Origin of the sequence: Allobosea sp. CS1GBMeth4 (assembly GCF_900185715.1) — a bacterium.
In the GTDB taxonomy this organism is placed as follows: domain Bacteria; phylum Pseudomonadota; class Alphaproteobacteria; order Rhizobiales; family Beijerinckiaceae; genus Allobosea.
Genome location: NZ_FYAS01000030.1, coordinates 257,661 through 283,706 on the forward strand (window position 1 = coordinate 257,661; position 26,046 = coordinate 283,706).

General features: G+C 69.4%; 31 protein-coding genes and 1 tRNA gene. 18 read left to right on the plus strand and 14 right to left on the minus strand.

What is annotated here, in order from left to right; all coding sequences use genetic code 11:
- Positions 1-5 precede the first annotated feature (5 nt).
- Positions 6-830 (plus strand): flagellar motor protein MotB, encoded by an 825-nt coding sequence (locus tag CS1GBM4_RS18535; protein WP_186420211.1) that lies wholly within the window; start codon positions 6-8, stop codon positions 828-830.
- 37 nt (positions 831-867) lie between these two features.
- Here CS1GBM4_RS18535 and CS1GBM4_RS18540 read toward each other — a convergent pair whose 3' ends face one another.
- Complete coding sequence (locus CS1GBM4_RS18540) at positions 868-1,398, minus strand: CAP domain-containing protein (protein ID WP_244607296.1); 531 nt, start codon at positions 1,396-1,398, stop codon at positions 868-870.
- Positions 1,399-1,402: 4 nt separating this feature from the next.
- Complete coding sequence (locus tag CS1GBM4_RS18545; protein ID WP_186420212.1) at positions 1,403-3,982, minus strand: DUF3772 domain-containing protein; 2,580 nt, start codon at positions 3,980-3,982, stop codon at positions 1,403-1,405.
- A 436-nt stretch (positions 3,983-4,418) separates the two neighbouring features.
- Between CS1GBM4_RS18545 and CS1GBM4_RS18550 the strand changes: the two genes are divergently transcribed.
- The 7 genes from CS1GBM4_RS18550 to CS1GBM4_RS18580 all read left to right on the plus strand — a co-directional run bounded on the left by CS1GBM4_RS18550 (position 4,419) and on the right by CS1GBM4_RS18580 (position 10,375).
- Positions 4,419-4,886 carry a (2Fe-2S)-binding protein gene (locus tag CS1GBM4_RS18550; protein ID WP_186420213.1) on the plus strand — a complete coding sequence of 156 codons (468 nt, stop codon included), beginning with the start codon at positions 4,419-4,421 and terminating at the stop codon, positions 4,884-4,886.
- A 76-nt stretch (positions 4,887-4,962) separates the two neighbouring features.
- Positions 4,963-7,158 carry a molybdopterin cofactor-binding domain-containing protein gene (locus CS1GBM4_RS18555; RefSeq protein ID WP_186420214.1) on the plus strand — a complete coding sequence of 732 codons (2,196 nt, stop codon included), beginning with the start codon at positions 4,963-4,965 and terminating at the stop codon, positions 7,156-7,158.
- Positions 7,159-7,243: 85 nt separating this feature from the next.
- Positions 7,244-7,708, plus strand: a complete 465-nt coding sequence (gene soxX / locus CS1GBM4_RS18560; RefSeq protein ID WP_186420215.1) for a sulfur oxidation c-type cytochrome SoxX — start codon at positions 7,244-7,246, stop codon at positions 7,706-7,708.
- A gap of 25 nt (positions 7,709-7,733) precedes the next feature.
- Entirely contained in the window at positions 7,734-8,159 is a 426-nt protein-coding gene (locus tag CS1GBM4_RS18565; protein WP_244607297.1) for a thiosulfate oxidation carrier protein SoxY, read from the plus strand.
- A gap of 6 nt (positions 8,160-8,165) precedes the next feature.
- Positions 8,166-8,492, plus strand: a complete 327-nt coding sequence (gene soxZ, locus CS1GBM4_RS18570) for a thiosulfate oxidation carrier complex protein SoxZ (protein ID WP_186420217.1) — start codon at positions 8,166-8,168, stop codon at positions 8,490-8,492.
- On the plus strand, positions 8,489-9,250 hold the full coding sequence (soxA, locus tag CS1GBM4_RS18575; RefSeq protein ID WP_186420218.1) for a sulfur oxidation c-type cytochrome SoxA: 762 nt from the start codon (positions 8,489-8,491) through the stop codon (positions 9,248-9,250). The genes soxZ and soxA overlap by 4 nt, the downstream gene beginning before the upstream one ends.
- A 198-nt stretch (positions 9,251-9,448) precedes the next feature.
- Positions 9,449-10,375, plus strand: a complete 927-nt coding sequence (locus CS1GBM4_RS18580; protein ID WP_186420219.1) for an alpha/beta hydrolase-fold protein — start codon at positions 9,449-9,451, stop codon at positions 10,373-10,375.
- A 5-nt stretch (positions 10,376-10,380) separates the two neighbouring features.
- Here the strand turns inward: CS1GBM4_RS18580 and CS1GBM4_RS18585 are convergent, their stop codons facing one another.
- Positions 10,381-11,496, minus strand: coding sequence for an ROK family protein (locus CS1GBM4_RS18585; protein ID WP_186420220.1), 1,116 nt, complete (start codon positions 11,494-11,496; stop codon positions 10,381-10,383).
- A gap of 178 nt (positions 11,497-11,674) precedes the next feature.
- Here CS1GBM4_RS18585 and CS1GBM4_RS18590 point away from each other — a divergent pair, with 178 nt between their 5' ends.
- The 5 genes from CS1GBM4_RS18590 (at position 11,675) to CS1GBM4_RS18610 (ending at position 15,497) form a co-directional block, all read left to right on the plus strand.
- The gene (locus CS1GBM4_RS18590) at positions 11,675-12,154 is read left to right on the plus strand and encodes a DUF2938 domain-containing protein (RefSeq protein WP_186420221.1); all 480 of its coding nucleotides are present in this window, start codon (positions 11,675-11,677) and stop codon (positions 12,152-12,154) included.
- A 140-nt stretch (positions 12,155-12,294) separates the two neighbouring features.
- Positions 12,295-13,158, plus strand: coding sequence for a hypothetical protein (locus tag CS1GBM4_RS18595; protein WP_186420222.1), 864 nt, complete (start codon positions 12,295-12,297; stop codon positions 13,156-13,158).
- Between the two features lie 115 nt (positions 13,159-13,273).
- Positions 13,274-14,509, plus strand: a complete 1,236-nt coding sequence (locus tag CS1GBM4_RS18600) for an amidohydrolase family protein (protein WP_186420223.1) — start codon at positions 13,274-13,276, stop codon at positions 14,507-14,509.
- A gap of 7 nt (positions 14,510-14,516) precedes the next feature.
- Entirely contained in the window at positions 14,517-15,236 is a 720-nt protein-coding gene (locus CS1GBM4_RS18605) for a hypothetical protein (protein WP_186420224.1), read from the plus strand.
- Between the two features lie 72 nt (positions 15,237-15,308).
- Positions 15,309-15,497, plus strand: coding sequence for a DUF3008 family protein (locus CS1GBM4_RS18610; protein WP_186420225.1), 189 nt, complete (start codon positions 15,309-15,311; stop codon positions 15,495-15,497).
- Between the two features lie 30 nt (positions 15,498-15,527).
- Here CS1GBM4_RS18610 and CS1GBM4_RS18615 read toward each other — a convergent pair whose 3' ends face one another.
- Both CS1GBM4_RS18615 and CS1GBM4_RS18620 read right to left on the minus strand, forming a co-directional pair.
- Complete coding sequence (locus CS1GBM4_RS18615; RefSeq protein WP_186420226.1) at positions 15,528-15,815, minus strand: helix-turn-helix domain-containing protein; 288 nt, start codon at positions 15,813-15,815, stop codon at positions 15,528-15,530.
- A gap of 201 nt (positions 15,816-16,016) precedes the next feature.
- Positions 16,017-16,286, minus strand: a complete 270-nt coding sequence (locus CS1GBM4_RS18620) for an usg protein (RefSeq protein WP_186420227.1) — start codon at positions 16,284-16,286, stop codon at positions 16,017-16,019.
- A gap of 259 nt (positions 16,287-16,545) precedes the next feature.
- Between CS1GBM4_RS18620 and groES the strand changes: the two genes are divergently transcribed.
- Together groES and groL are read left to right on the plus strand one after the other, a co-directional pair.
- Positions 16,546-16,860: a co-chaperone GroES gene (groES, locus tag CS1GBM4_RS18625; RefSeq protein ID WP_186420228.1), complete on the plus strand. Its 315-nt coding sequence runs from the start codon at positions 16,546-16,548 to the stop codon at positions 16,858-16,860.
- A 56-nt stretch (positions 16,861-16,916) separates the two neighbouring features.
- Positions 16,917-18,542 carry a chaperonin GroEL gene (gene groL / locus CS1GBM4_RS18630; RefSeq protein ID WP_186420229.1) on the plus strand — a complete coding sequence of 542 codons (1,626 nt, stop codon included), beginning with the start codon at positions 16,917-16,919 and terminating at the stop codon, positions 18,540-18,542.
- 34 nt (positions 18,543-18,576) lie between these two features.
- On the opposite strand, the gene CS1GBM4_RS18635 is transcribed toward groL, so the two are convergent.
- The 5 genes from CS1GBM4_RS18635 to CS1GBM4_RS18655 form a co-directional block, all read right to left on the minus strand.
- Complete coding sequence (locus CS1GBM4_RS18635; RefSeq protein ID WP_186420230.1) at positions 18,577-19,101, minus strand: DUF3592 domain-containing protein; 525 nt, start codon at positions 19,099-19,101, stop codon at positions 18,577-18,579.
- A gap of 145 nt (positions 19,102-19,246) precedes the next feature.
- The gene (locus CS1GBM4_RS18640; RefSeq protein ID WP_186420231.1) at positions 19,247-19,843 is read right to left on the minus strand and encodes a DUF2939 domain-containing protein; all 597 of its coding nucleotides are present in this window, start codon (positions 19,841-19,843) and stop codon (positions 19,247-19,249) included.
- A gap of 121 nt (positions 19,844-19,964) precedes the next feature.
- Positions 19,965-20,252, minus strand: coding sequence for a KGG domain-containing protein (locus CS1GBM4_RS18645; RefSeq protein WP_186420232.1), 288 nt, complete (start codon positions 20,250-20,252; stop codon positions 19,965-19,967).
- A 286-nt stretch (positions 20,253-20,538) separates the two neighbouring features.
- Positions 20,539-20,615: transfer RNA gene (locus CS1GBM4_RS18650), tRNA-Arg, on the minus strand.
- On the minus strand, positions 20,593-21,000 hold the full coding sequence (locus CS1GBM4_RS18655; RefSeq protein WP_186420233.1) for a hypothetical protein: 408 nt from the start codon (positions 20,998-21,000) through the stop codon (positions 20,593-20,595). The genes CS1GBM4_RS18650 and CS1GBM4_RS18655 overlap by 23 nt, the downstream gene beginning before the upstream one ends.
- Positions 21,001-21,176: 176 nt before the next feature.
- Here CS1GBM4_RS18655 and CS1GBM4_RS18660 point away from each other — a divergent pair, with 176 nt between their 5' ends.
- The 3 genes from CS1GBM4_RS18660 (at position 21,177) to CS1GBM4_RS18670 (ending at position 23,874) form a co-directional block, all read left to right on the plus strand.
- Entirely contained in the window at positions 21,177-21,449 is a 273-nt protein-coding gene (locus CS1GBM4_RS18660) for a hypothetical protein (protein ID WP_186420234.1), read from the plus strand.
- Positions 21,450-21,455: 6 nt separating this feature from the next.
- On the plus strand, positions 21,456-22,931 hold the full coding sequence (locus CS1GBM4_RS18665; RefSeq protein WP_186420235.1) for a M48 family metalloprotease: 1,476 nt from the start codon (positions 21,456-21,458) through the stop codon (positions 22,929-22,931).
- A 73-nt stretch (positions 22,932-23,004) separates the two neighbouring features.
- The gene (locus CS1GBM4_RS18670; RefSeq protein ID WP_186420236.1) at positions 23,005-23,874 is read left to right on the plus strand and encodes a dienelactone hydrolase family protein; all 870 of its coding nucleotides are present in this window, start codon (positions 23,005-23,007) and stop codon (positions 23,872-23,874) included.
- A 60-nt stretch (positions 23,875-23,934) separates the two neighbouring features.
- Here CS1GBM4_RS18670 and CS1GBM4_RS18675 read toward each other — a convergent pair whose 3' ends face one another.
- From CS1GBM4_RS18675 to CS1GBM4_RS18690, 4 genes are all read right to left on the minus strand, one after another.
- Positions 23,935-24,531, minus strand: coding sequence for a CarD family transcriptional regulator (locus tag CS1GBM4_RS18675; protein WP_186420237.1), 597 nt, complete (start codon positions 24,529-24,531; stop codon positions 23,935-23,937).
- Between the two features lie 389 nt (positions 24,532-24,920).
- A complete protein-coding gene (gene fdxA, locus CS1GBM4_RS18680) occupies positions 24,921-25,259 on the minus strand; it encodes a ferredoxin FdxA (protein WP_186420238.1) in 339 nt (112 codons plus the stop codon).
- Between the two features lie 155 nt (positions 25,260-25,414).
- On the minus strand, positions 25,415-25,726 hold the full coding sequence (locus CS1GBM4_RS18685) for an RNA-binding S4 domain-containing protein (protein WP_186420239.1): 312 nt from the start codon (positions 25,724-25,726) through the stop codon (positions 25,415-25,417).
- Positions 25,727-25,755: 29 nt separating this feature from the next.
- The coding region (locus CS1GBM4_RS18690) for a hypothetical protein (RefSeq protein WP_186420240.1) at positions 25,756-26,046 on the minus strand (291 nt) is incomplete at its 5' end.

Genomic DNA, 26,046 nt, shown 5'->3' on the forward strand with positions numbered 1-26,046 from the left:
GGACCATGGCACGCAAGAAGGGCGGAGCCCACGGCGGCCATGGCTGGTTCGTCACCTTCGCCGATCTGATGGCGCTGCTGATGAGCTTCTTCGTCATGGTCGCGGCCTATTCCAGCCAGGACAAGCAGAGGCTCCAGATCGTCGCCGGCTCGATGCGCGAAGCCTTCGGCACGCAGCGCGACTTCAAGCTCGCCGGCATCGTCGAGGTCGACGGCATCCCGACCAAGACGCATATCAAGAACGCCTATGTCCGGCCGATCGAGGACGCCTCGGACAACACCGCTCCCAACCACAACCAGCAGAAGGAAGAGGGGCTGGTCTCGGCCACGCACGACCGCGGCTTCGCGCTCGCCGCCGCCTCCCTGCGCCAGGCGCTGCGCGAAATGCCGGAGATCGGCGAGCTCTCGCGCAATATCCTGATCGAGGTGTCGGAGCAGGGCATCGACATCCAGCTGGTCGACCAGGACGGCCGCGCCATGTTCGCCGACGGCTCGATCCAGCCGAACGAGCGCCTGCGCAAGCTGCTCGCCGCGATCGCGCCGACGCTGCGCCGCATGCCCAACAAGATCGCCATTACCGGACACACCGCCTCGCAGCGGCCGGGCACGGCAGCGGTCGGCAATCCCTGGGGGCTCTCGGTCGGCCGCGCCGAGGCGGTGCGCGAGCTCCTCGGCAATGCCGGCGTCCCGGACGAGCGCTTCAGCGCGGTTTCCGGCAAGGCCGACACCGAGCCGCTGGTCAAGGACAACCCCTATCTCGCCTTCAACCGCCGCGTCGGCATCGTGCTCAAGGCCGATGCGCCGCCGCTGCCGGTCGGCGCCAAGCCCTGATTGCCCGATGTCCGTTCGCGGCGCCGCGAGCGGGCATTCAGGGCGCGACCACCAGCGCCCAGTAGACTTGGTATTTCGAGCCCGGCGCATAGGCCGAGGCGATGCCCATGCGCGTCGCGTTCGGCGCCTTCATCACCCGGTCGTGCTGCGGCGAATCGCGCCAGCCGGAAAAGGCTTCGGCGAGGCGGCGATAGCCGGCCGAGAGATTGGCCTCGGCGCCGGTCTGTCCGGCCCGCGCCAGCTTCGCCTTCACCGCCTCGGCCTGGGCCGGCTTGTCGGCGGCGGCCATGGCGGCGGCCTCCTGCTCGGCCGCCCGCATCAATTCGGGATCCAGCGTCAATGCGCCGAGGCCCGCGTTCAGCCGATAGGCCGAGATGGTCGCGCGTGCCGCCTCCGCATCGACCTTCGCCGAGGGTGAGCCGAGATCGCGATAGAAGGCCGGCTGTGTCCTCACCGGTTCCGTGCAGCCGGCGAGGTTGAACAGCGACAGCGCTGCGGCGAGCGCGGCGGGGCAGCTCATCGGGCGCAGCCGGAACGGGGGCACGGGCAGCGCGGGGAACAGGCGCATCGCATCAGTCCTTAGTCTCGTCCTTGCCGCCATCCGCGGCCGGTTCGGGTTTGGCGGGCGGCGGAGCCGGGGTCTCCTCCGGTTCCGCCTCGGCCGGCCGAGCCGACCGTTTCGCGGTGACGCGTCCCCCTGGTCTCGCGCGGCGGCCGAGTTCCTTCGACACCGCCGCGGCGATCTCGCCGAGCGATTCCTCGACGCCCTCCAGCCCCTTGACCGTGAGCTCGGTCGCGACCGGGGTCTCCATCTCGGCCAGGCGCTTGTGGATGACGTAGTTGAGATCGCTGGTGACCCGGCCGACGATGTCGACCTCGCCGACGACGCAGATCAGGTCGAAATCCATCGTCGTGGTGCCGATCTTCTTGAACAGCACATTGGGCGGCGGCTTCTTCAGCACGTCGCCATGCGTCTCGCCCGCCTCGAGCAGCATGGCGCGGACGTCCGACGGGTTGAGCCGGCGCGGCACGCTGATCGAGATCATCACCCGCCCGGTCCGGTCGGACCGGACGCGGTTGCGCACCACGCCGCTGACCAGGTTCGAATTCGGCACGACGACGGTGGAGCGGTCGAAGGTCTCGATCTCGGTCGAGCGGACATTGATGCGCTTGACGATGCCTTCCGCGTCGCCGACCAGCACCTGATCGCCGACCCGGATCGGCCGCTCCCAGAGCAGGATCAGCCCCGAGACGAAGTTCGACACCACCGATTGCAGGCCGAAACCGATGCCGACCGAGAGCGCCGAGGCGACGAGCGTCAGCCGCTCCAGGCTGAGGCCGAGCGAGGAGAAGGCGATCGCCGCCGCGGCGATATAGCCGACATAGCCGGCCGCCGTGGTGATCGAATTGCGCAGGCCGGTGTCGAGCGCCGTCGTCGGTAGGAACTTGCCGTCGAGCCAGCGCTGCAGCGAGCGCGTCGCCGTCAGCCCGAGCGCGAACAGCAGGATCGCGACGATGATCGACGAGAGCGAGACCGTGACGCCGCCGACCTGGAAGCCGAAGAAGGCGGCGCGCAGGGAGGTGAGGAAATCCGACGATTCCAATCCCCAGGGCGCCAGCGCCAGCATGATCGTGACCACGATCAGCACGATCTTGAGCACGCCGGAGACCACGACGGAGATCTTCTGCAGCGTCGCGGCGCGCAGTCCGATCCCCGCCCGCAGCGTCAGCGCGAAGCGGCCTTCGCCGGTGAGCTGGCTGGCGATGCCGAGCTCGATCAGCTGCATCAGCAGCACGAAGACGGCGGCGAGGATGCCGAGCCACAGCACCTGCGCGGTCAGGAAGGTCGCCAGCACGACATAGCCGAGCAGTAGCGCCAGGATGATGGCGAGGCCGACCGCCCAGCCGAGGATCCGCACCGGGCCGAGGGTCGCGCCGTCGACCGGCACATAGGGGCCGAGGCAGGCTTCCTCCTCGATCTCCTGATTGTCGCGCAGGCGATAGAGCCCGGCGATCAGGATGACCGCGAACACGGTGGCGACGACGCCGCGCACGATGATCGACAGGGTGAGGCCCGCCGCAATCGCCTGCAGCCAGGCCTCCAGCGCCTTGCCGACGGCCACGACGATGGCCAGCGAGCCGGCGAGCCAGGTCACGGTCCGGGCCGTCGATTCCATCACGCTGGCGAGCCGCCGCTGCGGCTCGCCGGGAGCGAACAGCGCATCCGCCAGCGCCTGGACGAAGGCGAAGAGCGCAAGCCCGAGCACGACGGCGAGGACGACCGGCTGGATTCGCGGCGGCAGCAGACCGGCCGTGTTCAGCCCCGCATAGATCAACCAGCTCGCCAGCGCCGGCGGGGCCGCCCGCGCCACGAGGCGCACCAGCGCCGCATAGAGGATATGGCGATCGCTCGCCTCCACGCTCGCCGCCAGGCGGGCGGTGAGCCGCGGCATGTAGCGGGCTCGGGCGACGTAAAGCGCGAGCGCGCCGAGGAAGGCGAGCGCGACCAGGAAGCCACGCGGGGTGAACAACGCCGTCGAGACGACCGACAGCCAGTCGCCGAAGATCAATCGCGAGGCGCGCAGATCGGACGGGAAGGCGGTCAGCGTCGCCGACCAGAGCTCGGGATTGAGGATCGAGGGGCCGGCGGCGAACAGCATCCTGGAGAAGCGCTCGCGCCTCAGATCGGCGAGCGAGCTCAGCAGCTGCTCGCCCTGCAGAAGCGTCGCGCGCCCGATCTTCAGCGTCTCGTCGGCCTCGGCGAAGGCCCGCGTCCGCGTCTCGCGCTCGCGCGCCACATCCGGCGTCTCGGCCGGGGCATTGGCATCCGGCTTCGCCCCGAGCTGCTCGAGCCTGAGCTTGGCCTGCTCGGTGCGCGGGGCCTGCTCGTCGGTGAGGATGCGCAGCTGGTCCACCAGGGGCTGCAGCCGCAGGCGCTGGCGTTGCAATTCCGCGTCCGAGACGTCCGGATTGGTCAGCGACGCCTCGATCTGGGAGAGTTCGCCGCGGACGGAATCGAGGCGCGCGCGGGCGCTGGCCGGATCGGCCGGCTGCGCCAGGGCGGCGAGCGGCACCAGCAGCAGCGCCAGCGCGAACAGCATGGCCGCGCCGGCCCGGCGGAAAGCCTGATGAAGGCCTGAGATCATCGGCATCGGCGCCCTGCCGGACTGATTCGCATCGTCGCAGCCTCGCCATGACGGCGGTGCGAAAGCAAGCGTGCCTGGCGAAAAGGTGGCGCGGCCGGATTCGCGGCTGCGCCGCGCCGGCGGGCGAAGAACGGACAAGGGCTTCACATTCCTGTGAGCGCGCGCCGCTGGCGGGCACGCCGACGCCGCGCTTCATCGGCGGAAATCCCGACAGCATCATGGCGGGCGCCGCCGGATGCGACCTGGACGCGGCGGGCCCGGCAGCGTCCGCTCCACCAACGCGACCGTGATCGAAGGTGACCGTACAACCTCTGGCGGTGGCCGCGCTTCTGCGTTTCAATTTCCTCGAAACAAGACATCCGGCCGCTCGCGGCCGGTTCGGCCGAAGGCGAGGCGCGCTGGCACTCTCGCCGAACTTGGGATCGAAACCGGGAGGTTTACGATGGCGAAGCTGACCATCAATGGCAGGTCTGTCGACGTGGAGGTGGAGGACGATACGCCGCTGCTCTGGGTCATCCGCGAGCAGATCGGCCTGACGGGCACGAAATACGGCTGCGGCGTCGCCCAATGCGGGGCCTGCACGGTGCACATCGACGGCGTCGCCACACGGTCCTGCACCATGCCGGTGAGCGCTCTCACCGCCGAGCAGAAGATCGTCACCATCGAGGGCCTCTCGCCCGACGGCGCCCACCCGCTCCAGAAGGCCTGGATCGAGCACGATGTGCCGCAATGCGGCTTCTGCCAGAGCGGCATGATCATGGCCGCGGCGGCGCTGCTGCAGTCCAATCCCAAGCCGAGCGATGCCGACATCGCCGCCGAGATCACCAATATCTGCCGGTGCGGCACCTATAACCGCGTCAAGGCGGCGATCAAGGACGTCGCCGCCGGCGGCCAGCTCGGCCGCGGCTGACAAGATTCCCGTTCCTGGCGCACGGCTCGAGCGCGACCGCCTCGCCCACAGCGCCATCCGCACTCTGGAGGACACCATGCGTCCAGCCTCTGTGACCGATACGAAGCTCTCCCGCCGCTCCATGCTGAAGGGCTCGGCCGCGGCCGCCGGCGCCTTCAGCTTCGGCTTCGCCATCCCCTTCGCCGGGGAGGCAGAGGCGCAAGGCGCGGTGCCGGAGATCAATGCCTGGGTCGTGATCCACCCCGACGACAGGGTGGTGATCCGCATCGCCCGCTCGGAAATGGGCCAGGGCACGCTGACCGGACTCGCCCAGCTCGTCGCCGAGGAGCTGGATTGCGACTGGGCCAGGGTCACCACCGAATATCCGACGCCCGGCCAGAACCTCGCCCGCAACCGCGTCTGGGGCAATTTCTCGACCGGCGGCAGCCGCGGCGTGCGCGAATCCCACGACTATGTTCGCAAGGGCGGCGCCGCGGCGCGGATGATGCTGACCCAGGCCGCGGCCGATGGCTGGAAAGTCCCGGCGGGCGAATGTAGCGCCGCCAGGGGCGTGATCACCCACAAGGCCTCCGGCCGCTCGATCCGCTATGGCGAGGTCGCCGCCGCGGCGGCCAGGCTGCAGCCTCCGGCGCCGGCCGACGTCCCGCTCAAGGATCCGAAGGACTGGACCATCGCCGGCAAGCCGCTGAAGCGGCTCGACACCGCCGACAAGACCACCGGCAGGAAGGTCTACGGCATGGACTTCAAGCTGCCGGGGATGCTCAACGCCGCGATCAGGGACTGCCCGGTCTTCGGCGGCAAGGTGAAGAGCTTCGACGCTGCCAAGATCAAGGACATGCCGGGCGTGAAGCACGTCCTGCCGGTCGGCGACAGCGCGGTAGCGGTCGTCGCCGACACCTGGTGGCGCGCCAAGACCGCGCTCGATGCGCTGCCGATCACCTGGGACGAGGGCGAGAACGCCAAGGTCTCGAGCGAAAGCATCGCCGCCTGGCTGAAGGAAGGGCTCGACGCGCCGCAGGCCGCGGTCGGCAACCAGAACGGCGACGTCAAGGCTGCGATCGCCAACGCCGCCCGCGTGATCGAGCAGGTCTATTCCTACCCGTTCCAGAACCATGCCTGCATGGAGGTGATGAACGCCACGGCGCTCTACACCCCCGAACGCTGCGAGGTCTGGACGCCCACTCAGAACGGCGAGGCGGCGCTGGCCGCGACCGCGGAGGCCTCCGGCCTGCCGCTGGCGAAATGCGAGGCCTACAAGATCGACCTCGGCGGCGGCTTCGGCCGGCGCGGCGCCGTCCACGACTGGGTTCGCCAGGTCGTCACCATCGCCAGACAGATCCCCGGCACGCCGGTCAAGCTGATCTGGTCGCGCGAGGAGGACATGCTGCACGGGCGCTTCCACCCGGTGACGCAGTGCAAGCTGACCGGGGCGCTCGACAAGGACGGCAACTTGGCCGGGCTCGCCATGCGCATCTCCGGCCAGTCGATCGTCGCCGGCATCTTCCCGCAGAACATCCAGAACGGGCGCGACCCGGTGGTGTTCCAGGGGCTCAACCCGCCGGGGCCGGAGGCCTCGATCGGCTACACCATCCCGAACCTGCTGATCGACCACGCCATGCGCAATCCGCATGTGCCGCCGGGCTTCTGGCGCGGGGTCAACCTCAACCAGAACACGATCTATCTCGAATGCTTCATCGACGAGCTGGCTCATGCGGCCGGCAAGGATCCGCTCGAATACCGCCGGGCGCTGATGAAGAACCATCCCAAGCACCTCGCGGTGCTCAACGCCGCCGCGGAGAAGGCCGGCTGGGGCACGAAGGCGCCGGACGGGGTGTATCGCGGCATCTGCCAGACCATGGGCTTCGGCTCCTATGTCGCCGCCGTCGCCGAGGTCTCGGTCAGCGCCGAAGGCAAGCTCAAGATCCACCGCATCGTCGCCGCGACCGATCCGGGCCACGCCGTCAACCCGGCCCAGATCGAGCGCCAGGTCGAGGGTTCCTTCGTCTACGGGCTCTCGGCCGCGCTCTATGGCGAGTGCACGGTCAAGGACGGGCGCATGGTCGAGCAGAACTTCGACAGCTACCCGGTGCTGCGCATGGAGGATATGCCGGCGGTCGAGACGGTGATCATGCCGTCCGGCGGCTTCTGGGGCGGCGTCGGCGAGCCGACCATCGCGGTCGCGGCCCCGGCGGTGCTGAACGCGATCTTCGCCGCCACCGGCAAGCGCGTGCGCAACCTGCCGCTGAAGCACACGGACCTGCGCAAGGCGTGAGTTGGTGAAAGGGCAAGGTCATCCTCGCCGCGGCGAAGCGAAGAGCCCGGCTCCATTCCGGAGCGCCAATCAGGAAGGTTCCGGAATGGGTCCCGGGTTTCGCTTTGGTCGCCCGGGACGACTCGCGATTGGTCTGGCAGGTCTGCTCTCGGCCCATTCCGCCACTGCCCTCGAAAGCTACACCGTCGTCGGCGACGCGATCCCCGCGCCGCTCGGCGGGCGGATCGGCGACGCTGCACGCGGGCGGGCGCTCGTGCTCGACCGCACGCAGGGCAATTGCCTGATCTGCCATCATGTGCCGGAGCCGGACGAGCCCTTCCAGGGCACGATCGGCCCCGATCTCGCCGGGGTCGGCGTCCGGCTCGATTCCGGGCAGTTGCGCCTGCGCCTCGTCGACGCGAGCCTGTTCAACCCGCGGACGGTGATGCCGCCCTATTTCCGCACCGAAGGATTGCGAGACGTTGCCCCGCAATATCGCGATCGGCCGGCGCTGACCGCCCAGGAGATCGAGGATGTCGTCGCCTATCTCGCCAGCCTGCGCCCCCTTTGAGCCCTTGCCTTCGCGCCGTCAGGTCATGGCCGCGGGCGCCGCGGGCCTCGCGCTCGCCGCCTTGCCGGCCGGCGCAGCCACTCCGCCGGCACTCGCCGAGCTGGTCGCGCGCCTGACGGAAGGCGCGGCGCCGGAGCGCGCCGGAATCGCCCTCGACATTCCGCAACTGGTCGAGAACGGCAATTCGGTCGATGTCGCGATCCGGGTCGAAAGCCCGATGACGGAAGCCGACCATGTCCGCTGGATCCATGTCATCGCCGAGAAGAACCCTTATCCCGACGTGGCGCGCTTCCATCTATCCCCGCGCAGCGGCCGGGCCGAGATCCGCGCCACCTTGCGCCTCGCCACCTCGCAGAAGGTCGCTGCCGTCGCAGCGCTGAGCGGCGGCGGCTACGTCATGGCCGATGCCGACGTCGTGGTGACGCTGAGCGCCTGCATCGACGGAGGATGAGAGCCGATGGCATCGTTCAACGCCCGCATCACCATGCCCGCCGAGGCCAGGGCCGGCGAGATCGTCGAGGTCCGCGTCCTCGTCCGCCATCCGATGGATCGCGGCGGCCAGGTCGACGCCGGCGGCGCGACCGTGCCGCGCAAGATCCTGAACCGGCTGACCGTGACCTATGCCGGCGAGCCTGTCTTCCGCTACGACATGCACACCGGCGTCTCCGCCAACCCCTTCGTCAGCTTCACTACGCGCGCGGTCGAGACCGGGGACCTGATCTTCGAATGGCGCGAGGACGGCGGCGCGACCTATACCCGCACTGCCCGTCTCGTCGTGACATGAGCGCCGCCGGCCGCGCTTTCGCGGCAGCCCTGCTCGCGCTCGCAGGGACGGCCGGCGCCGGAGAGATCAAATCGGGCAGCGCCTTCCTCTCGCCGCAGATGCAGCGGCAGCAGGCGGACCAAGCCCGTAATCCCGGCTGGCTCTGGGTCGAGCAGGGGGAGGAGCTGTTCAGCCGCCGCGAAGGCGACGCGCCCGGCTGCATCTCCTGCCATGCCGATCCCGGACGGAGCCTGCGCGGAGCCGCCGCACGCTATCCGCAGATCGATGCCGCAAGCGGCAAGCTGATCAATCTCGAAGGTCGCATCGAGCAGTGCCGGGCCGTCCGGCAGAAGCGGCCGGCCCTCGGCCATGAGAGCCAGGAGCTGCTCGGCCTCGCGGCCTATGTCGCCTCGCTCTCGCAGGGCGTTCCCGTCTCGGTCTCGGCCGAGGGCGCGGCGAAGCCCTATTACGAAGCCGGCAAGGCCTTCTACGAGCGCCGGCAGGGCCAGCTCAACCTCGCCTGCACGCAATGCCATGACGGCCTCGTCGGTCGGAAGCTGCGCGGCGACACGATCAGTCACGGGGTCGGCACCGGCTATCCCGCCTACCGGCTCGAATGGAACGGGCTCGGCTCGCTGCACCGGCGCCTGCGCGCCTGCTCGCTCGGCGTCCGTGCGACGCAGTTCGACTACGGCTCGGACGACTATCTCGCGCTCGAACTCTATCTCGCAGTGCGCGCCAGGGGACTTCCGGTCGAGGCGCCGGGCCTCAGACGTTAGCGTTCCTCCCCCTCAAGCCGTCCCGGACAAGCCGCGTCAGCGGCGCCGATCCGGGACCATGCCTGAACCGTTCCGGAATGGGTCCCGGGTCTCCGCTTCGCTCCGCCCGGGACGACTCGCGAAGATCGAAGGCGACCTATTGGCGACAGCCGCGCGAGCCGTCACGATCCCGGCACAGTCCTGTCGGAGATGCCAGGAATGCTTCGCCTGCCTGTCGCCCTCGCTGCGCTCCTGCTCGCCACCGCCGCCATCGCGCAGCCGGATGCCGAGCCGCGGGCTTCCGCCGCGGCCGCGCCGCCCGTCGTGCTCAAGGGCACCGAGGTCAGGACGATCCGGGCCAGGGCGCTGCAGCGCGACTACGAGATCTTCGTCAGCCTGCCGGACTCCTACCAGAGCCAGCCGCGCCGGCGCTTCCCGGTCCTGTTCGTCACCGATGCCGACTATGCCTTCCCGCTGGTGCGCAGCATCGCCCAGCGCGTCGGCAACCGGGCGCGGGGGCTGGAGGAGTTCATCCTCGTCGGCCTGTCCTATTCGGTCGGTGACACGCCCGAATACAGCCGCCGGCGCGACTACACGCCGACGCCGAACGGCGAGAAGACGAAGGACCCGTCCGGCCGGCCGCCGCTCTTCGGCGAGGCGGACGGCTATCGCCGCTTTCTCTCGGAGGAGCTGATGCCCTTCGTCGCGTCGACCTACCGGACCGACACCACCCGCAGCATCTATGCCGGGCATTCCTATGGCGGGCTCTTCGGTCTCCATGTCCTGCTGACCGAGCCGAAGCTGTTCTCGCACTACATCATCGGCAGCCCCTCGCTCTGGTTCGACCAGAAGGTGATGCTCCGGCGCGAGCGCGACTATGCGCAGGCCAACACGGAGCTGAAGGCCAATGTGCTGATGGCGATCGCCTCCTACGAGACCATCGACAAGGACTCGGACGATCCGCGCTACAATCGAAAGACCGACATGATCGCCGATCTGCGCGAATTCGAGCAGGCGCTGCGCTCGCGGGGCTATCCGGGGCTCAGGCTCTCGACCGAGATCATCCCGGGCGAGGACCATCTCACCGTCTTCCCGGCGATCATCACGCGCGGCCTGCTCTGGGCGCTGCCGGCCCGGCGCGACTGAGCAGCTCAGTCCTTCCCGTCCTTGCCGTTCTTCGGCCTGTCCCTGTCCTTGCCCTTTCCCTTCGGCCTCGTGCGATTGCGGAAGCTGGCATTGCCGAGCCCGGTGCCGATCGTCAGCACTGCCCAGTGCTCGACATCCTGCATGAACGGCAATTCGCTGAGGCCCTGGACGACGGCGTCGTTGTGCATGACCACGACCGTGTCGTGCCCGCCGATCTCCGGCGCCATCGCCCGGATGCTCTCGACCAGGTTGAACCTGCTGCTCGACCAGTTGCCGGGCAGGTTCTGCGCGCCCCGCTCGATCGTGCCGTCCGACTCGATCAGGCCGGGACAGCCGACGCCGATGAACGGCGCGACGCGCAACTCCTCCTTCTCGGCCGCCTTGATCTGCTCGCGCAGCATCTTGCCGAGCCGCTCGACCGCCTCCTCGCGGCCCGGTCCCTCGTCGGCATGGCGCCAGAGCTCGGAATCCCAGACGCGAGCCTTGCTCAGGTCGGTGTCCTTGTTCTGGCGCAGCTCGACGATGCCGGCACGGATGTTCGAGCCGCCGATATCGACCGCGACCAGGCTGTCGTAGGCCTCGAAGATCCATTTCGGCGCGAGATGGGCGCTGCCGACCAGGCCGGCCTCGTCGGGATGATGGCGCACGGGGACGAGCTCGATCGCCTGCCCCTCGCTCTGCAGGATGATGCCGGCTCGCGCGATCGCCAGCTCGCCGATCCGGCTCTGGCGGAACCCGCCGCCGACGACGATGCGCTCGACCGGGCTCCAGGCCTTCTGCCGCAGGAAGCGCCGGATCACCACGGCGAGCGACTGGGCGAAGCGCTCGACCGCCGAGAGCACCAGCGCGGCCTCGCGCGCCTCGCCATCGTCGACCAGCTTGTCGAGCTCCGACTTGCTCGGCGTCTCGCCCGCCTCGGCCAGCGGATCCTCGCCGGTCTCGGCGAGATGGCCGCGCAGTTCGGCGAGATGCTCCATGAAGGCGCTGCGGCTCGCCTTGTCGCCGAGGAAGCCATCGCCGTCGCGGATCTCGAGATTGTAGCTGGTGACGAGGATCGAGGGCAGTTCCTCCGCGCCATGAGGACCGTTCACGCTGGTCTTGCTCGCCACGGCAGCCGCCATCCCCGTCTCCTACCGTCCACACTCCGGGAGCAACGGCGAAGGCGCGTGCCGGTTCCCGGCGGCTCCGCCGGCATGGCCCGTCTGCGCTGCCGGCAGGGCCGTTCGGCCCGCCGGAGGTTGACCGCGCCGCCTCGTTTCGCCTCCATGGTGGCGGCGCGGTTCGCAGCCGGGGGGAAACATGCTCGAACTGATCGGCCGCTCGCTCGCGATCGGCATCGTCGCGACCGCCTTGCTCGACCTTTGGGCGCTGTTCCTCAACCGCGCCTTCGGCATACCGCTCGCGAACTGGGCGGCGATCGGCCGCTGGTTCGCCCATCTGCCGCGCGGCCGCTTCGCGCACGACACCATCGCCGACACCGCCCCCGTGACGAACGAGCGCGCCATCGGCTGGGTCATGCATTACCTGATCGGCGCCCTCTTCGCCGCGGTGCTGCTGTCGATCTGGGGGCTGGACTGGGCGCGCAATCCGACACTGCTGCCGGCGCTGATCGTCGGCATCGTCACCGTCGGCTGCGGCTGGTTCATCCTGCAGCCCGGCATGGGCTTCGGCCTCGCGGCCGGCAAGCGGCCCAATGCCGGCCAAATCCGGCTGGTCGGACTCGTCAATCACGTCGTCTTCGGCCTGGGCCTCTGGCTCGCCGCGCTGCTCATGCGCTGAGCCGCCCGCACGCCGGCGCGTTCCTTAACATTCGTTCATCTTCCCTCAAGCTCGACGACATCATCTCCCGGCCAGATTGCAACGCCTGGTCCATCGCCCGCTTCGCGGAGTCGCGCGATGGCCGCCGCGGGAGGGACCGGATGCCACGCGATACCGTACTGGGGCAGGCGAGAGTGCGGCCGCGCATCGGCTCGCAGGCACGATTCTTCCTGCTGCTCACGATCTGGAGCCTGGCGCTCGCCGCCGGGACGGCCGCGATCGTCGAGCAGGCCTGGATCCGGCCGCTGCGGACCCAGCTCAAGGGAATGAACATCGCCTCCTACGATCATGCCTACCGGATCAACGGGCTCGAGAACGTGCTCGCCGCCTCGCCTCTGGTCTTCCGCAGCGGCCGCGACGTGGCCGCGCTGCGCGAGATCGAGATCTGCGTCGACGGACAGATCGCGGCGGTGAAGGCGGATTACGATCGCATACGCGACGCCTACGACGACTGCGCCGTCGCGCTGGCCCGCTTCCTCGACCGTTTCCGGCTGAGCTTCAGCGAACCCGAGCAGTTCGGCATCTTCGTCACGCTGGTCAGCTCCCGATTGGGGCGCTACGGCCCGAGTTCGACGACCGATCCGGCCCAGATCGCGCGCGATCCCGTCCTGAACTGCACCCAGACGATGATCTTCGTCGCCCGGACCATCAAGCGCCACTACCCCGCCGTGGAGGTCCGCGAGATCGGCATCGACAACCAGGCGCTCGGCGAGCACGGCTTCGTCGAGATGACGAGCCGCGGCCGTTCGATCCTGCTCGACGGGCTGGTCGGCCTGGTCGCGGACGTCTCCCTGGCCGAAGCGACCGCCGGCACCCGGCCGCGCCCCTTCATCATGGTCGACTTCTTCGACGAGACGCAGCCCAATCTGCGCACCCTCTCCGAAGGCTTCATGCGGACCTTGCGTCTCGGCGGGCTGACGCGCCGCGACATCGCCTTCGCCCGCCCCGTCGCGAACCCGGGCTGACGGCGAGATCGCCTCGCGCCCTGCGCGCCGCGGGCGGGCGCCGCGCGCGGCATGCGGTTGACCAATCCCGGCTCGCGCGCCACTCCGGAAGCTCCCTTCCGCCAGGACCCCTGCCATGGCCGCGACCCTCTTCCACAATGCCCGCATCGTCGACGGCACCGCCCCCGAGCGCGGCGAGCCGGTCTCCGTCCTCGTCGAGGGCGGGCTGATCCGCGAGGTCGGCAAGGGCCTGCGCTCCGACAAGGCGAAGACGATCGACCTCCGGGGCCGCACGCTGATGCCGGGCCTGATCGATGCCCATGTCCACGTCATCGCCGGCCTCGCCGATCTCGGCCGCAACGCCGCCCTGCCGGATTCGCTCGTCACGGTGCGCTCGCTCACGATCATGCGCGAGATGCTGCTGCGCGGCTTCACCACCGTGCGCGACGTCGGCGGCGCCGATTTCGGACTGAAGCAGGCGACGCAGGAGAGCGACTTCCCGACGCCGCGCCTCGTCATCTCCGGCAAGGCGCTGAGCCAGACCGGCGGCCATGCCGATTTCCGCGGCCGCTACGACGACCGGCTGGCGCCCGGTACCCGCCATCGCCTCGGCGCCCTCGGCCGGATCTGCGACGGCGAGGCCGAGGTTCGCCGCGCCGCACGCGAGGAGCTCAAGGGCGGCGCCGACTTCATCAAGATCATGGCCAATGGCGGCTGCGCCTCGCCGACCGACCCGATCCATTTCCTCGGCTTCTCGGTCGGCGAGCTCGAAGCGGTGGTCGAGGAGGCCGGCATGGCCGGCACCTATGTCTCGGCCCATGTCTATACCGACGAGGCGATCCGCCGCTGCGTCGAGGCCGGCGTCCATTCGCTCGAGCATTGCAACCTGATCGAGCCGCAGACGGCGAAGCTCGCCGCGAAGAACGGCGCCGTCGCGGTGCCGACGCTCGTCACCTATGACAAGCTCGCCAGCGAGGGTGGCAGGCTCGGCTTCCCGCCCGACTCCGTCGCCAAGGTCGAGTTCGTCCGCGCTGCCGGCATGGAATCGCTCGCGATCATGAAGCAGGCCGGGCTCGCCATGGCCTATGGCAGCGACCTGCTCGGCGAGATGCATCGCCACCAGTCGGAGGAGTTCGTCATCCGCGGCCGCGCCTTGCCGGCACATGAGGTGATCGCCGCCGCCACCCATGTCGCGGCCAAGCTGCTGAAGCTCGAAGGCAAGATCGGAACGATCGCGCCCGGCGCCTATGCCGATCTGATCGTCGTCGACGGCGACCCGCTCGCCGATCTCGCCCTCCTGACCCGGCAGGGCCGGCACATGCCGCTGATCATGAAGAGCGGCGCCTTCGTCAAGCGCAGCCGGCTGGACTGACGCGCCGATGAAGCCGTGGATTCAGCTCGATGCGGCGCCGATCCCCGGCGGCGGCGTGCTGAAGCTCATGCGCCGCGGCGACGACGAGTTCTCGATCACGCTCGGCCATAACGAGCTGATGAACTCCCGCCTCAAGGGGTCGGAAGAAGCGCTGGCGAGCCTCGCCGTCGAGCGGATCGGGCAGCGCCCACGGCCGCGCCTCCTCATCGGCGGGCTCGGCATGGGCTTCACGCTCCGGGCCGCCCTCGCCGCGCTTCCGCACGACGCGGAGATCGTCGTCGCCGAGTTGATCCCGGCCGTGGTCGCCTGGGCGCACGGGCCGCTCGCTCCGATCTTCGCGGGCTGCCTCGACGACCCCCGCCTCAGCGTGCGGGAGGCCGACGTCGCGGCGGCCATCCGCGAGGAGCGCGGCCGCTACGACGCGATCCTGCTCGACGTCGACAACGGGCCGGACGGGCTGATGGTCGCGACCAATGACGGGCTCTACGATCTCGCCGGCCTGTCCCATGCGAAGGCCGCGCTGCGCCGGGGCGGCGTCCTCGCCATCTGGTCGGCGGGGCCGGATCGCGGCTTCACCCAGCGCCTGCGGCAGGCCGGCTTCGCGGTCGAGGAGAAGCCGGTGCGCGCCCGCGCCGGCGGCGGTGCGAAGCACGTGATCTGGCTGGCGAGCGTGGCGGGCGCTTCGGCCACGCGCGCGGCGCGACAGCGGCCGAAGCGCCGCCGCTAGAGCATCTTCCGCAGGAACCATCGCAGCGGGCCTGGGTTGAAGGGTCGCCGGCCCCCATATCGGAGAGATGCGATGCCAGCGAAATCGAAAGCTCAGCAGAAGGCGGCCGGAGCCGCGCTCGCCGCCAAGCGCGGCGATATCCCCAAGAGCGAGCTCAAGGGAGCCTCGAAATCCATGGCCAAGTCGATGAGCGAGAAGGAGCTGCACGACATGGCTTCGACCAAACGCAAGGGCAAGCCGCAGCATGCGACGAAGCACTGAGGAGCGCCGGCTCGGCCGGAGCGGTTCCGGTCAGGCCTCGCACCGGTCCATCTCCGCGGCTGCGCCTGCCGATGCGGCGGATGTCGATGGCGGCTCGGGAATGTCGTGCCCTTCCGCCGCATAGGCGCTGATCTTGTTGCGCAATGTCCGGATCGCCACTCCCAGAATGGCGGCGGCGTGGGTTCTGTTGCCGCCCGTCTCGCGCAGGGTCGCCAGGATGAGGTCGCGTTCGACCTCGGCGATCGGCAGCCCGACCAGGTGATCCAGCGCTGCCTGGACGGGTTCCGGCACAATGTGCGCGACATGCAGCTCGGTCATGCCAAGCCCTCCCCGCGCCCCCAACGGCCCCGGTGGACGACGCGAAGATACACGCTCAGGGTTAACGAATGGTAAAATTCGCGTCGGGCGATATGATCCCGGCGATGCTGAGCGGGCCGGGGCGGGGCGAGCGCGCCGTCGAAGCCGTCCGCGCTCGCGGCGGATCGCATCCGCCCGACGAAACCCGCGCGACCTGGAGGGTTACTGCAGCCGGAATTCGCCGCTGACCGCGCTCAGATCGGCGGGCCCGATCAGATCCTTGTGCGCCACCGTCACCCGAAACAGCTTGCCGTCGAGCCTGGCCTGCCAGAAGGCGAGGAACCTGTTGAGCTCGGGGAAGCGCGGGGCGAGGTCGTAATCCTGCCAGACATATTCCTGCAGGATCGAGGGATGGTCCGGCAGGCGGTAGAGGATGCCGGCGGTCGTCAGACCATAGCCGGCGATCTGGCGGGCGAAATCGGTTGAAGCCATTCCTTCCAGCTCCGTGTTGCGCTGCTCATGGCAGCGCAAAAGGAATGCGCCGGCAAGCCGGAAAGTTCCTTTACCTTCATTGATTCAATGACTTGGCACTCACCTCAAAAAAGTGCTGCCAGCCTCTTGAAGGCAGAAATGCGGCAAACCAAATCTTCGCGCGGGCGCGGCGCCTCGAGGGCGCGCGGAACCTCGCCGCGAGCTCCATGAAGGGCCCGCCCGCTTTGACATGTGACCGACATGGAAACTGGAGGAACTCATGAAGTTTCGGCCACTGCATGACCGCGTCGTCGTGAAGCGCCTTGACGCCGAGGAGAGGACCAGAGGCGGGATCATCATCCCCGACACCGCCAAGGAGAAGCCCCAGGAGGGCGAGGTCGTCGCCGTCGGCCCCGGCGCCCGCGACGAAGCCGGCAAGCTGGTCGCGCTCGACGTCAAGGTCGGCGACCGCGTGCTCTTCGGCAAGTGGAGCGGCACCGAGGTCAGGATCGACGGCCAGGATCTCCTGATCATGAAGGAATCCGACATCATGGGCGTCATCGAGGCGTCCGCGACGTTGAAGCAGGCCGCCTGAGCGGGGCCGAACCGAACCATCGACCTGAACCCTCAAGTCTGAAGGAGTGAGGAATCATGGCTGCGAAAGACGTGAAGTTTTCGCAGGATGCCCGCGAGCGCATGCTGCGTGGCGTCGACACGCTGGCGAATGCCGTCAAGGTCACGCTGGGTCCGAAGGGCCGCAACGTCGTGATCGAGAAGTCGTTCGGCGCTCCGCGCATCACCAAGGACGGCGTCACCGTCGCCAAGGAAGTCGAGCTCGCCGACAAGTTCGAGAACATGGGCGCCCAGATGGTGCGCGAAGTCGCCTCGAAGCAGAACGACGCCGCCGGTGACGGCACCACCACCGCGACGGTTCTGGCGCAGGCGATCGTCCGGGAAGGCGCCAAGGCCGTCGCCGCCGGCATCAACCCGATGGACCTGAAGCGGGGCATCGACCTCGCCGTCGAGGCCGTGACGAAATCGCTGGAGGCGCATTCCAAGAAGGTCACCAATTCCGACGAGATCGCGCAGGTCGGCACCATCTCGGCCAATGGCGACCGCGCCATCGGCGCGATGATCGCGGAGGCGATGCAGAAGGTCGGCAACGAGGGCGTCATCACCGTCGAGGAGGCCAAGACCGCCGAGACCGAGCTCGACGTCGTCGAGGGCATGCAGTTCGACCGCGGCTACCTCTCGCCCTATTTCGTCACCAACTCCGAGAAGATGGTGGCCGAGCTCGAGGACCCCTACATCCTGATCCACGAGAAGAAGCTCTCCGGCCTGCAGAGCATGCTGCCGCTGCTCGAGGCGGTGGTGCAGACCGGCAAGCCGCTGCTGATCATCGCCGAGGACGTGGAGGGCGAGGCGCTCGCCACGCTCGTGGTCAACAAGCTCCGTGGCGGCCTCAAGATCGCGGCCGTCAAGGCGCCGGGCTTCGGCGACCGCCGCAAGGCCATGCTCGAGGACATCGCCATCCTCACCGGCGGCACCGCCGTCAGCGAGGATCTCGGCATCAAGCTGGAGAACGTCACCCTGCAGATGCTCGGCCGCGCCAAGAAGGTCCGGATCGAGAAGGAGAACACGACCATCGTCGATGGTGCGGGCTCCAAGCGCGACATCGAGGCCCGCGTCGCGCAGATCAGGGCGCAGATCGAGGAGACCACCTCGGACTACGACCGCGAGAAGCTGCAGGAGCGCCTGGCCAAGCTCGCCGGGGGCGTCGCGGTCATCCGCGTCGGCGGCGCGACCGAGGTCGAGGTCAAGGAGAAGAAGGACCGCGTCGACGACGCCCTGAACGCCACCCGCGCCGCGGTGGAAGAAGGCATCCTGCCGGGCGGCGGCGTCGCCCTGCTGCGCGCGGTCAAGGCGCTCGACGGGCTCGCCCCGGCCAATGACGACCAGAAGACCGGCATCGAGATCGTCCGCAAGGCGATCACCGCCCCGGCCCGCCAGATCGTCGACAATGCCGGCGACGACGGCGCGGTCGTGATCGGCAAGCTGCTCGAAGCGGCCGACTACAACCACGGCTACGATGCGCAGACCGGCAGCTATGGCGACCTCGTCAAGGCCGGCATCATCGACCCGACCAAAGTCGTGCGCACGGCGATCCAGGACGCGGCTTCGGTCGCCGGCCTGCTGATCACCACCGAGGCGATGATCGCCGAGTTGCCGAAGAAGGAGGCGGCTCCGGCCATGCCCGGCGCCGGCATGGACTACTGAGCCGACATGACCGAGGCCCGGAGCGATCCGGGCCTCATTCGCCGCGTTGGCGTTCGATCGTTTCAGTGGCCCCGTCCGCATTCATTCTGCCGAGGCCGCGGCTCGCGAGGACGCGAACCCTCCAGCCGCTCAGGAGCATGACCGAGCCCACGCCCAGGAGCATGAGGGCGGACAGGCTTGCGCCCGGCTCGAGATAGGAAATGCCCGGCGCGTCCGGATCATAGGCGACGGCGACCTGCTGGTGCGGCTGATAGGCCGAGCAGAGCCTGTCCTCATGCGCGGCATTGACGAGGCCGAGCGTATAGGCGTCCACGCCCGTACCGGTATGGACGACTCCGGCGACGCTGTAGGAATAGCTGAGGCGGGCCGTGCTCCAGCCCTTCGGACTGTCCGCGCTTCCGATGTTGCGGCGGTCCCCTTCGGACCAGTGCCGCTCGCAGCCGATGATGCTCGCCGCAGCGCGTGGCCAGCGCAGCGTCAGCATGCCCATGACGCTCGCATAGGCTCCGAAGGCGAAGGGGATGAGGCCGAGGATTGCGAGGTTGCGGCCGAAGGCCATGCCACCACGGTTGGGCGATCTCCTCCGCGCGCGCATCGGGCTGGTCTCCACTGGAGCGGCAGCGCCAGGCTATCGGGCAAGCGGGCCCGGGCCAAGCCTCGGCTGGGGACGGAGCACGAGATACCGCGAGGCAGGGGGCCGAGCCCTAGCCGGCCTTGAGCCGAGCCCGAACCTCGTCGATGATCTGCCGGATCGTCTGCCGAGGCAGGACGACCGAGGCCAGGAGCCAGCCGGAGACGGACGACCGGAAAACGAGCCTGATCTGCCCGAATTCGTCGGTCGCGAGATCGACCGCGAAGGCCGCCGGCCCCGTGAAGCCCGCGGCGTTGAACAGCTCCCAGGCGTTTCCCCACTCCCGGATGGTCGGCAGCTCGATCTTTCGGGCCGCCGCGGCGGGCCTGCCGCTGAGTGCCTGGGCGACGAGCTCCGGCGTCAGCTGCTCCGCCAGCATCGCTTCGACATAGGCGGCCGCAGCGATGCTCGCGCCCTGGCGAGCTTCAGCCGGCAGAGAGAGGAATCCGGGCTCCGTCGCGGCATGCGCCCGGACGATCTGGCGCGCGAACGAGGCGCGCAGGCGCCTCGCGTCGATCCGTTCCAGCACCTCCGCCACATTGCCGCTCCGCGCCGCTCCCGCGAACCGCGCCAGCGCCACATAGGGCGAAGCCCAATAACCCAGGCCGAGCACCAGGATCGCGACCAGGGCCAGCCTGGACCATCGCCTGCGCCGGTGCTGTTCGTTCATGTCGCGCGCTCGGTGGGCGGAGGAGACGGAGTGGGGTTCGACTGGCTCCGCGAAAACGGCCCCGCTCCGCGAAAACGGCCCCGCGCCGAAGCTGCGGGGCCGGAGATCGACGCGGGAGCGGTCAGCTCTGGCCGCCCTTGCGGCCGGCTTCCGAGGCGCGCTCGCGGTCATTGGCGAAATTGCCCTTGCCGCCGCGCTCGCCGCCGCCCTGCTGGCCGCGGCCGGAATCGCTCGCCTGCTGCTGGCCGCCGCCGCTGCTCTCGCCGCCCTTTCGGCCGGCCTCGGACGCGAGTTCCCGATCCTGCGAGAAGCTGCGCTTCTCGTCCGGCACGCTCTGGCCGCCCTTCGAGGCGATCTCGCGCTGCTTGTCCTCGTCCATCGACGCAAAGCCACGATTGTCCTTTGCCATTGCATTGCCTCCTGTTCGATTGGCCGAGCCGCTGCCCGGTTGTGGAAAGAACAGCCACCGATGCGAAGCGTTCGGCCTGGGCCTGGCGGCGTACGGCCGCGCACCCTCCGCCAATCCGCCGTTTCCGGGCGGAACCTGACGGCCCTCGCTGGGTTGAGTCGCGATCGTCCAGGCGCGGCGAGCCTTCTCACCGGGTCGAAGAGGCCGCCCCGCCTCGGCCGCCGAGACCCGGCGCTCGCCTCGCGAACCGGCCGCCGATGGCCAACCGGCTGATATCGGGGAAATTTGGCGTCCCGGAAGGGATTCGAACCCCTGACCTACGGTTTAGGAAACCGTTGCTCTATCCTGCTGAGCTACCGGGACGCACGTTCTTGCGTTTAGCATAAAGCGGATGCGGGTGAAGCCTTCCTTTGCGACGATCATGTGGTTTGTCGCCGTTGCGACAGCCTGGCCGGCCGCGACGCGGGCCGCGGACGACGTTTGCGCGGCGCCGGGCCCGGCCGAGCCGGTTCACCTCGCCGGCCTCGATCGGCATGGCGACCTGCTGCTCGCCGACGGCCGCGTCGTCCGGCTCGCCGGGCTCGCGCCGCGGCAGAGCGATGCGGAGCGCGAGCGCTTCGCCGCGCAGCTGGCGCGCTGGCACGGCCGCGCCTTCCGGCTGACGCCGCTCGGCGGCGCGGATCGCTGGGGCCGCCTGCCCGCCCGGCTGCAGGCGATGCCGGATGCACCGGAGATGTTCGACGGCCACGCCGACCTGACCGCCGCCATGCTCGCCGGCGGAGCGGCGCTGCGCCTGCCCGAGCCGGCCTCGCCGCCTGCAACGAGCTCTGGCGGCGGGCGGAACCGCGGCCGCTCCGGTCCCCGCTCGCGGGCGCTGTCGCCGCAGCGACGCTGCCGGTCGTCGACGGCCATGATCCTGCCGCGATGCGGGCGCAGGCGGGCCGGATCGTCGTGGTCGAGGGCCGTATCGCTGCCGTGGGAGAGCGCGCGCAACGCACCTATCTCAACTTCGAGCGGCGGCCCGGCGCAGGCGGCAGCATCGTCCTGTCGCGCGTGCTATGGCGTGAATTGCAGCGCGGCGGCTGGACCGCCTCGGCGCTGACGGGTAAACGCGTGCGCGTACGTGGCGTGATCGAGGGCCGTGATGGTCTCCTGGTCGAAGCCGAGGCGCGCAGCGCGCTTGAGATGATCGACTAGGAACCGATGCTGAGAGCGCAGCGACATCGTCGGCCGACCCCGGGACGCCTGATCGCGGCGACGCTGCCGGCGCTGCTGCTGGCGGGCTGCTTCGGCGACCAGAACTCGCTGCTGCCGCCGCTCAACCAGCCCGGCGGCGAAGCCGCGCCGCGCGTCGCCAGCCTGCAGCGCGGCACCGACCGCGAACATCAGCGGCTGCTCGCGGCTTTCGGCGGCGAATATCGCTCGCCCCAGATCAGGACCATCCTCGACGGGATCGTCGCCCGCCTCGCCAAGGCCGGCGAGGGCCAGATCGGCAATTACGAGATCACCATCCTGAACTCGCCGATCGTCAACGCCTTCGCGCTGCCGACCGGGCGGCTCTACGTCACCCGCGGCCTGCTCGCCCTGGCGAACGACGAAGCCGAGATCGCCTCGGTGATGGCGCATGAGATCGCCCATGTCACCGCCCGCCACGCCGTCGAGCGCGCCGAGATGGAGGCGGAATCGGCCCTGGTCAGCCAGGTCGTGGCGCAAGTGCTCAACGATCCCATGACGGGAGCGGCCGTGCAGCAGAGCTCGAAACTCTCGCTCGCGCGCTTCTCGCGGCTGCAGGAGCTGACGGCCGACCAGATCAGCGTGCGGAACATCGCCCGCGCCGGCTACGATCCCTACGGAGCCGGCCGCTTCCTCGTCTCCCTCGGCCGCAACACCGCCTTCCGCGCCGGGCGGCAGGGCGGCGGCGACAAGAAGCTCGACATCCTCTCCAGCCACCCTTCGACGCCCGAGCGCGTCGCCGCCGTCACCAGCGGCGCGCGCCAGATCGGGGCGCCCGGCCTCGGCGAGCGCGACGCCGCGCGCTGGCTGTCGGCGATCGACGGCCTCGCCTTCGGCGACGATCCGGCCGACGGCGTGGTGCGCGGCCGTCGCTATCTCAACAGCGCCCTGCGCATCGCCTTCACCGCTCCGGAGGGTTTCGAGCTCGAATCGGCGCGCGAAATGGTGGTCGGCGTCAGCAGTGACGGCACACAGGCCCTGCGCTTCGATTCCGTGGCGCTGAAGACCGGCCAGACGCTCGAATCCTATGTCGCCTCGGGCTGGATCGACGGAGTCGCCACGGCGGAAGTGCAGTCGCTCACCGTCGGCGACCTGCCGGCAGCGGTGACCGCGGGCAAGGGCGCCGACTGGAGCTTCCGCCTCGCCGCCATCCAGGCCGGGCCCCGTGTCTATCGCTTCATCCTCGCCGCCAAGGGCCAGCATGATCCCGAGCGGGGGATGCGGGCGCTGCTCGACAGCTTCCGCAGCCTGAGCGCCAGCGATGCGCAATCGGTCAGCCCGCTGCGGATCCGGCTGGTCACCGCCGGCACCGGCGACACGCCGTCCAGCCTCGCCGAGCGGATGGCCTCGACCGACCGGCCGCTCGAGCAGTTCCTGATCCTGAACGGGCTGGAGCGCAACGCGAAGCTGACGCCCGGCCAGCGTTACAAGATCGTGAGCGAATAGCGGTGTCGCCGGCCGGCGCCGTCCTCGCGCCTTGTGCTAACCTTCCGGCCGTCGTCAGGACAGGGAGGCCGCCATGGCGCTCGATCGCCGCATCGTCGAACTCTACGACGAATATACGCACAAGCCGCTCGACCGCCGCAGCTTCATGAACCGGCTCGTCGCCATTGCCGGCTCCGCCGCGGCGGCCGAGGCGGCGCTGGCCCTGCTGGAGCCGAACTACGCGCAGGCGCAGCAGGTCGCGCTCGACGATGCCCGCATCGAGGCCAGGCGCGTCGACGAGACCATTGCTGGGGTGCGGCTCAGGGGCTACCTCGTCACGCCGAAGGCGCAGGCCAGGCGTGGCGGCGTTCTCGTCATCCACGAGAACCGGGGCCTGAACCCGCATATCGAGGACGTCACCCGGCGCACCGCACTGGCCGGCTTCAGCGCCCTCGGCGTCGACTTCCTCACTCCGCTCGGCGGAACCCCGGCCGATGCCGACGCCGCCCGCGCCCTGTTCCCGCAGCTCAAGCCCGAGGACGTGGTGGCGCAAGGACGCGCGGCGCTCGCCTTCCTCAAGGCGCGGCCGGATTCGACCGGCAAGGTCGGCGCGGTCGGCTTCTGCTGGGGCGGCGGCGCGGTCAACGACCTCGCCGTCGGCGCGCCGGAGCTCGATGCCGGCGTGGTCTTCTACGGCCGCTCGCCCGATCTCTCCAAGGTGCCGCAGATCAGGGCCAGGCTGCTGATCCAGCACGCCGCCCGCGACACGCGCCTCGTCGAGGGCCTGCCCGCCTATGAGGCGGCACTGAAGGCGGCCGGGGTCCGCTACGAAGCGATCGTCTATCCCGACGTCGACCACGCCTTCCACAACGATACCAGCGCCGAGCGCTACAACGCCGCGGCGGCCAGGCTCGCCTGGGAGCGGACCGTGGCCTTCCTCGCCGCCGAGACCGGAGCGGCCTGACACGAAAAACCCGGCGGATCGCTCCGCCGGGCTGGTCTCGTCCGATGACGGAGGGCTGCCTCAGGCAGCCTCCTCCTGCAGGTCCTCGTCGCCTTCCTCGGCATCCGCCGCCTCGGCGGCGTCGGCCTTGCCGGCACGGCGCGGCGACTTGGCGAGCTGGCCCTCGATCTTCTTCAGGGCCTCGGTCTCGGTGATCTCCTCGACGGCCGCGATCTCGCGGGTCATCCGGTCGATCGCCGCCTCGTAGAGCTGGCGTTCGGAATAGGACTGCTCGGGCTGCGCCTCCGAGCGATAGAGATCGCGCACGACCTCGGCGATCGCGACGAGATCGCCCGAATTGATCTTGGCCTCGTATTCCTGGGCACGGCGCGACCACATGGTGCGCTTGATCCGGGCACGGCCGGTCAGGGTCGAGAGCGCCTTGCCGACGATGTCGGTGTCGGCGAGCTTGCGCAGGCCGACGCTCGCCGCCTTGGCCGTGGGGACACGCAGCGTCATCTTGTCCTTGGCGAAGCTGACGACGAAGAGTTCGAGCTTGAAGCCGGCGACTTCCTGCTCCTCGATCGCCGTGATCTGACCGACGCCATGGGACGGGTAGACGACGAACTCGCCCGTCTTGAAGCCCTGGCGCACAACAGCCTTCTTCGCAGTGGACATGCCGTTTCGACTCCTGATCTCTCCGCCTGGGCGGAGATGCGACTTTCAGCCGCCGGCCGGGATGACCGGAGGCACTCTGCCTGACGCGATCGCAACGGGAACCTTCTGGCTCCGTGCGGCGCGACACGCTCCCTCAGCCGACTGTTTCTTGCGACCGCCAAACACGAAGACAACGGCACGCCGGGCATCCTGACCGGTGGTGCGTTGCTGTCGTCTCAGGGGGTGCCCCGTTTGTGTGACCTCGCAGGGGCAGGCGGAACGAACTCGACTGTGGCTTGTGGATACCACAAAAAGCGCGCCGAATCAAAGGTAAACGGAATGCAAACGCGTCCAGCCGGCACAGCGGCCGGCAATGGTTAACTGCGATTGCGCTCTGACGCAGGGTAAGCTCAGTCGCCCTCGCCCGGATTCGGCGAGAAATGCGCATCGAGCTTGCCGGGGACGCCGTCGAACGCCTTAGCGTCGGCCGGCGGCTCCTTCTTCTGGGTGATGTTCGGCCAGTTCGCCGCATATTTCGCGTTGAGCTGCAGCCAGGAATCGAGGCCCGGCTCGGTGTCGGGCTTGATCGCCTCGGCCGGGCATTCCGGCTCGCAGACCCCGCAATCGATGCACTCGTCGGGGTGGATGACGAGCATGTTCTCGCCTTCGTAGAAGCAGTCGACCGGACAGACTTCGACGCAGTCCATGTACTTGCACTTGATGCAGTTTTCGGTGACCACATAGGTCATGGCGCTGTCCTTCCGATCGGCCGGCGCTTCTTAGAGCCGGTCGAGAGAATGTTTCAAGGCCCTGTCACGACCGGAAACGAGATCGAACTTCCATCGAAACGTGCGTTTCGAGAAGATTTCCGCGGCCTTGCTGACGCGTCCGCGTAATCTCGCGCTTATCCCTTCGGCTCCTCCGGCGCAAGCGACCGATCGCCGCGTTCCCCCCCGGCCACGACCTCGTACAGCGTCTGCGCCTGTTCGTAGGAGCCGCGGCGCGGGGCGAACGCCGCGACGCGCACCACCAGCGTCGCATGCGGCAGGGCGAGCGTGAGCACGTCGCCGGGCTTCAGCCCGAGGGCCGGGTTCTCGACACGCTTGCCTGCAACCCGGACATGCCCGTCCTCCACCAGCCGCACGGCTGCCGGACGGGTCCGCGCGAACCGCGCGAACCAGAGCCATTTGTCGAGGCGTTGCCGGTCGTCCCGCACGCGCTACCTCGGATCGATCGGCGCTGGCGTCAGCCCTTGCGCCCGTCATTGCCCTCGAGCTGGGCCTTCAGCGCGAGAAGCTTCGCGAAAGGCGAATCCGGATCGGGCTGGCGCTCGGCCGGCCGCGGCCGCGCCGGCTGCTGGAAGCGCTGCTCCTTGCCGCCGCGCTCCTCGCGACGCGGGCCGCCACGGCCGCCATCGCGCTTGAAATCCGGCCGCGGACCGCGCTCGGGACGCTCGCCGCGCGCCTGGGCACCACGGCCGGCTCCTTCCTGCGCCGCAGATCGGCCTTCGCCGCCCGCCGGAGGCGGGCCGCTCCA

Bases quoted from the DNA above. Each gene is read 5' to 3' on its own strand.
- CS1GBM4_RS18535 (WP_186420211.1), top strand. From the start codon at position 6: ATGGCACGCAAGAAGGGCGGAGCCCACGGCGGCCATGGCTGGTTCGTC.
- CS1GBM4_RS18540 (WP_244607296.1), bottom strand. From the start codon at position 1,398: ATGCGCCTGTTCCCCGCGCTGCCCGTGCCCCCGTTCCGGCTGCGCCCG.
- CS1GBM4_RS18545 (WP_186420212.1), bottom strand. From the start codon at position 3,982: ATGCCGATGATCTCAGGCCTTCATCAGGCTTTCCGCCGGGCCGGCGCG.
- CS1GBM4_RS18550 (WP_186420213.1), top strand. From the start codon at position 4,419: ATGGCGAAGCTGACCATCAATGGCAGGTCTGTCGACGTGGAGGTGGAG.
- CS1GBM4_RS18555 (WP_186420214.1), top strand. From the start codon at position 4,963: ATGCGTCCAGCCTCTGTGACCGATACGAAGCTCTCCCGCCGCTCCATG.
- soxX (WP_186420215.1), top strand. From the start codon at position 7,244: ATGGGTCCCGGGTTTCGCTTTGGTCGCCCGGGACGACTCGCGATTGGT.
- CS1GBM4_RS18565 (WP_244607297.1), top strand. From the start codon at position 7,734: ATGGCCGCGGGCGCCGCGGGCCTCGCGCTCGCCGCCTTGCCGGCCGGC.
- soxZ (WP_186420217.1), top strand. From the start codon at position 8,166: ATGGCATCGTTCAACGCCCGCATCACCATGCCCGCCGAGGCCAGGGCC.
- soxA (WP_186420218.1), top strand. From the start codon at position 8,489: ATGAGCGCCGCCGGCCGCGCTTTCGCGGCAGCCCTGCTCGCGCTCGCA.
- CS1GBM4_RS18580 (WP_186420219.1), top strand. From the start codon at position 9,449: ATGCTTCGCCTGCCTGTCGCCCTCGCTGCGCTCCTGCTCGCCACCGCC.
- CS1GBM4_RS18585 (WP_186420220.1), bottom strand. From the start codon at position 11,496: ATGGCGGCTGCCGTGGCGAGCAAGACCAGCGTGAACGGTCCTCATGGC.
- CS1GBM4_RS18590 (WP_186420221.1), top strand. From the start codon at position 11,675: ATGCTCGAACTGATCGGCCGCTCGCTCGCGATCGGCATCGTCGCGACC.
- CS1GBM4_RS18595 (WP_186420222.1), top strand. From the start codon at position 12,295: ATGCCACGCGATACCGTACTGGGGCAGGCGAGAGTGCGGCCGCGCATC.
- CS1GBM4_RS18600 (WP_186420223.1), top strand. From the start codon at position 13,274: ATGGCCGCGACCCTCTTCCACAATGCCCGCATCGTCGACGGCACCGCC.
- CS1GBM4_RS18605 (WP_186420224.1), top strand. From the start codon at position 14,517: ATGAAGCCGTGGATTCAGCTCGATGCGGCGCCGATCCCCGGCGGCGGC.
- CS1GBM4_RS18610 (WP_186420225.1), top strand. From the start codon at position 15,309: ATGCCAGCGAAATCGAAAGCTCAGCAGAAGGCGGCCGGAGCCGCGCTC.
- CS1GBM4_RS18615 (WP_186420226.1), bottom strand. From the start codon at position 15,815: ATGACCGAGCTGCATGTCGCGCACATTGTGCCGGAACCCGTCCAGGCA.
- CS1GBM4_RS18620 (WP_186420227.1), bottom strand. From the start codon at position 16,286: ATGGCTTCAACCGATTTCGCCCGCCAGATCGCCGGCTATGGTCTGACG.
- groES (WP_186420228.1), top strand. From the start codon at position 16,546: ATGAAGTTTCGGCCACTGCATGACCGCGTCGTCGTGAAGCGCCTTGAC.
- groL (WP_186420229.1), top strand. From the start codon at position 16,917: ATGGCTGCGAAAGACGTGAAGTTTTCGCAGGATGCCCGCGAGCGCATG.
- CS1GBM4_RS18635 (WP_186420230.1), bottom strand. From the start codon at position 19,101: ATGGCCTTCGGCCGCAACCTCGCAATCCTCGGCCTCATCCCCTTCGCC.
- CS1GBM4_RS18640 (WP_186420231.1), bottom strand. From the start codon at position 19,843: ATGAACGAACAGCACCGGCGCAGGCGATGGTCCAGGCTGGCCCTGGTC.
- CS1GBM4_RS18645 (WP_186420232.1), bottom strand. From the start codon at position 20,252: ATGGCAAAGGACAATCGTGGCTTTGCGTCGATGGACGAGGACAAGCAG.
- CS1GBM4_RS18660 (WP_186420234.1), top strand. From the start codon at position 21,177: ATGCGGGCGCAGGCGGGCCGGATCGTCGTGGTCGAGGGCCGTATCGCT.
- CS1GBM4_RS18665 (WP_186420235.1), top strand. From the start codon at position 21,456: ATGCTGAGAGCGCAGCGACATCGTCGGCCGACCCCGGGACGCCTGATC.
- CS1GBM4_RS18670 (WP_186420236.1), top strand. From the start codon at position 23,005: ATGGCGCTCGATCGCCGCATCGTCGAACTCTACGACGAATATACGCAC.
- CS1GBM4_RS18675 (WP_186420237.1), bottom strand. From the start codon at position 24,531: ATGTCCACTGCGAAGAAGGCTGTTGTGCGCCAGGGCTTCAAGACGGGC.
- fdxA (WP_186420238.1), bottom strand. From the start codon at position 25,259: ATGACCTATGTGGTCACCGAAAACTGCATCAAGTGCAAGTACATGGAC.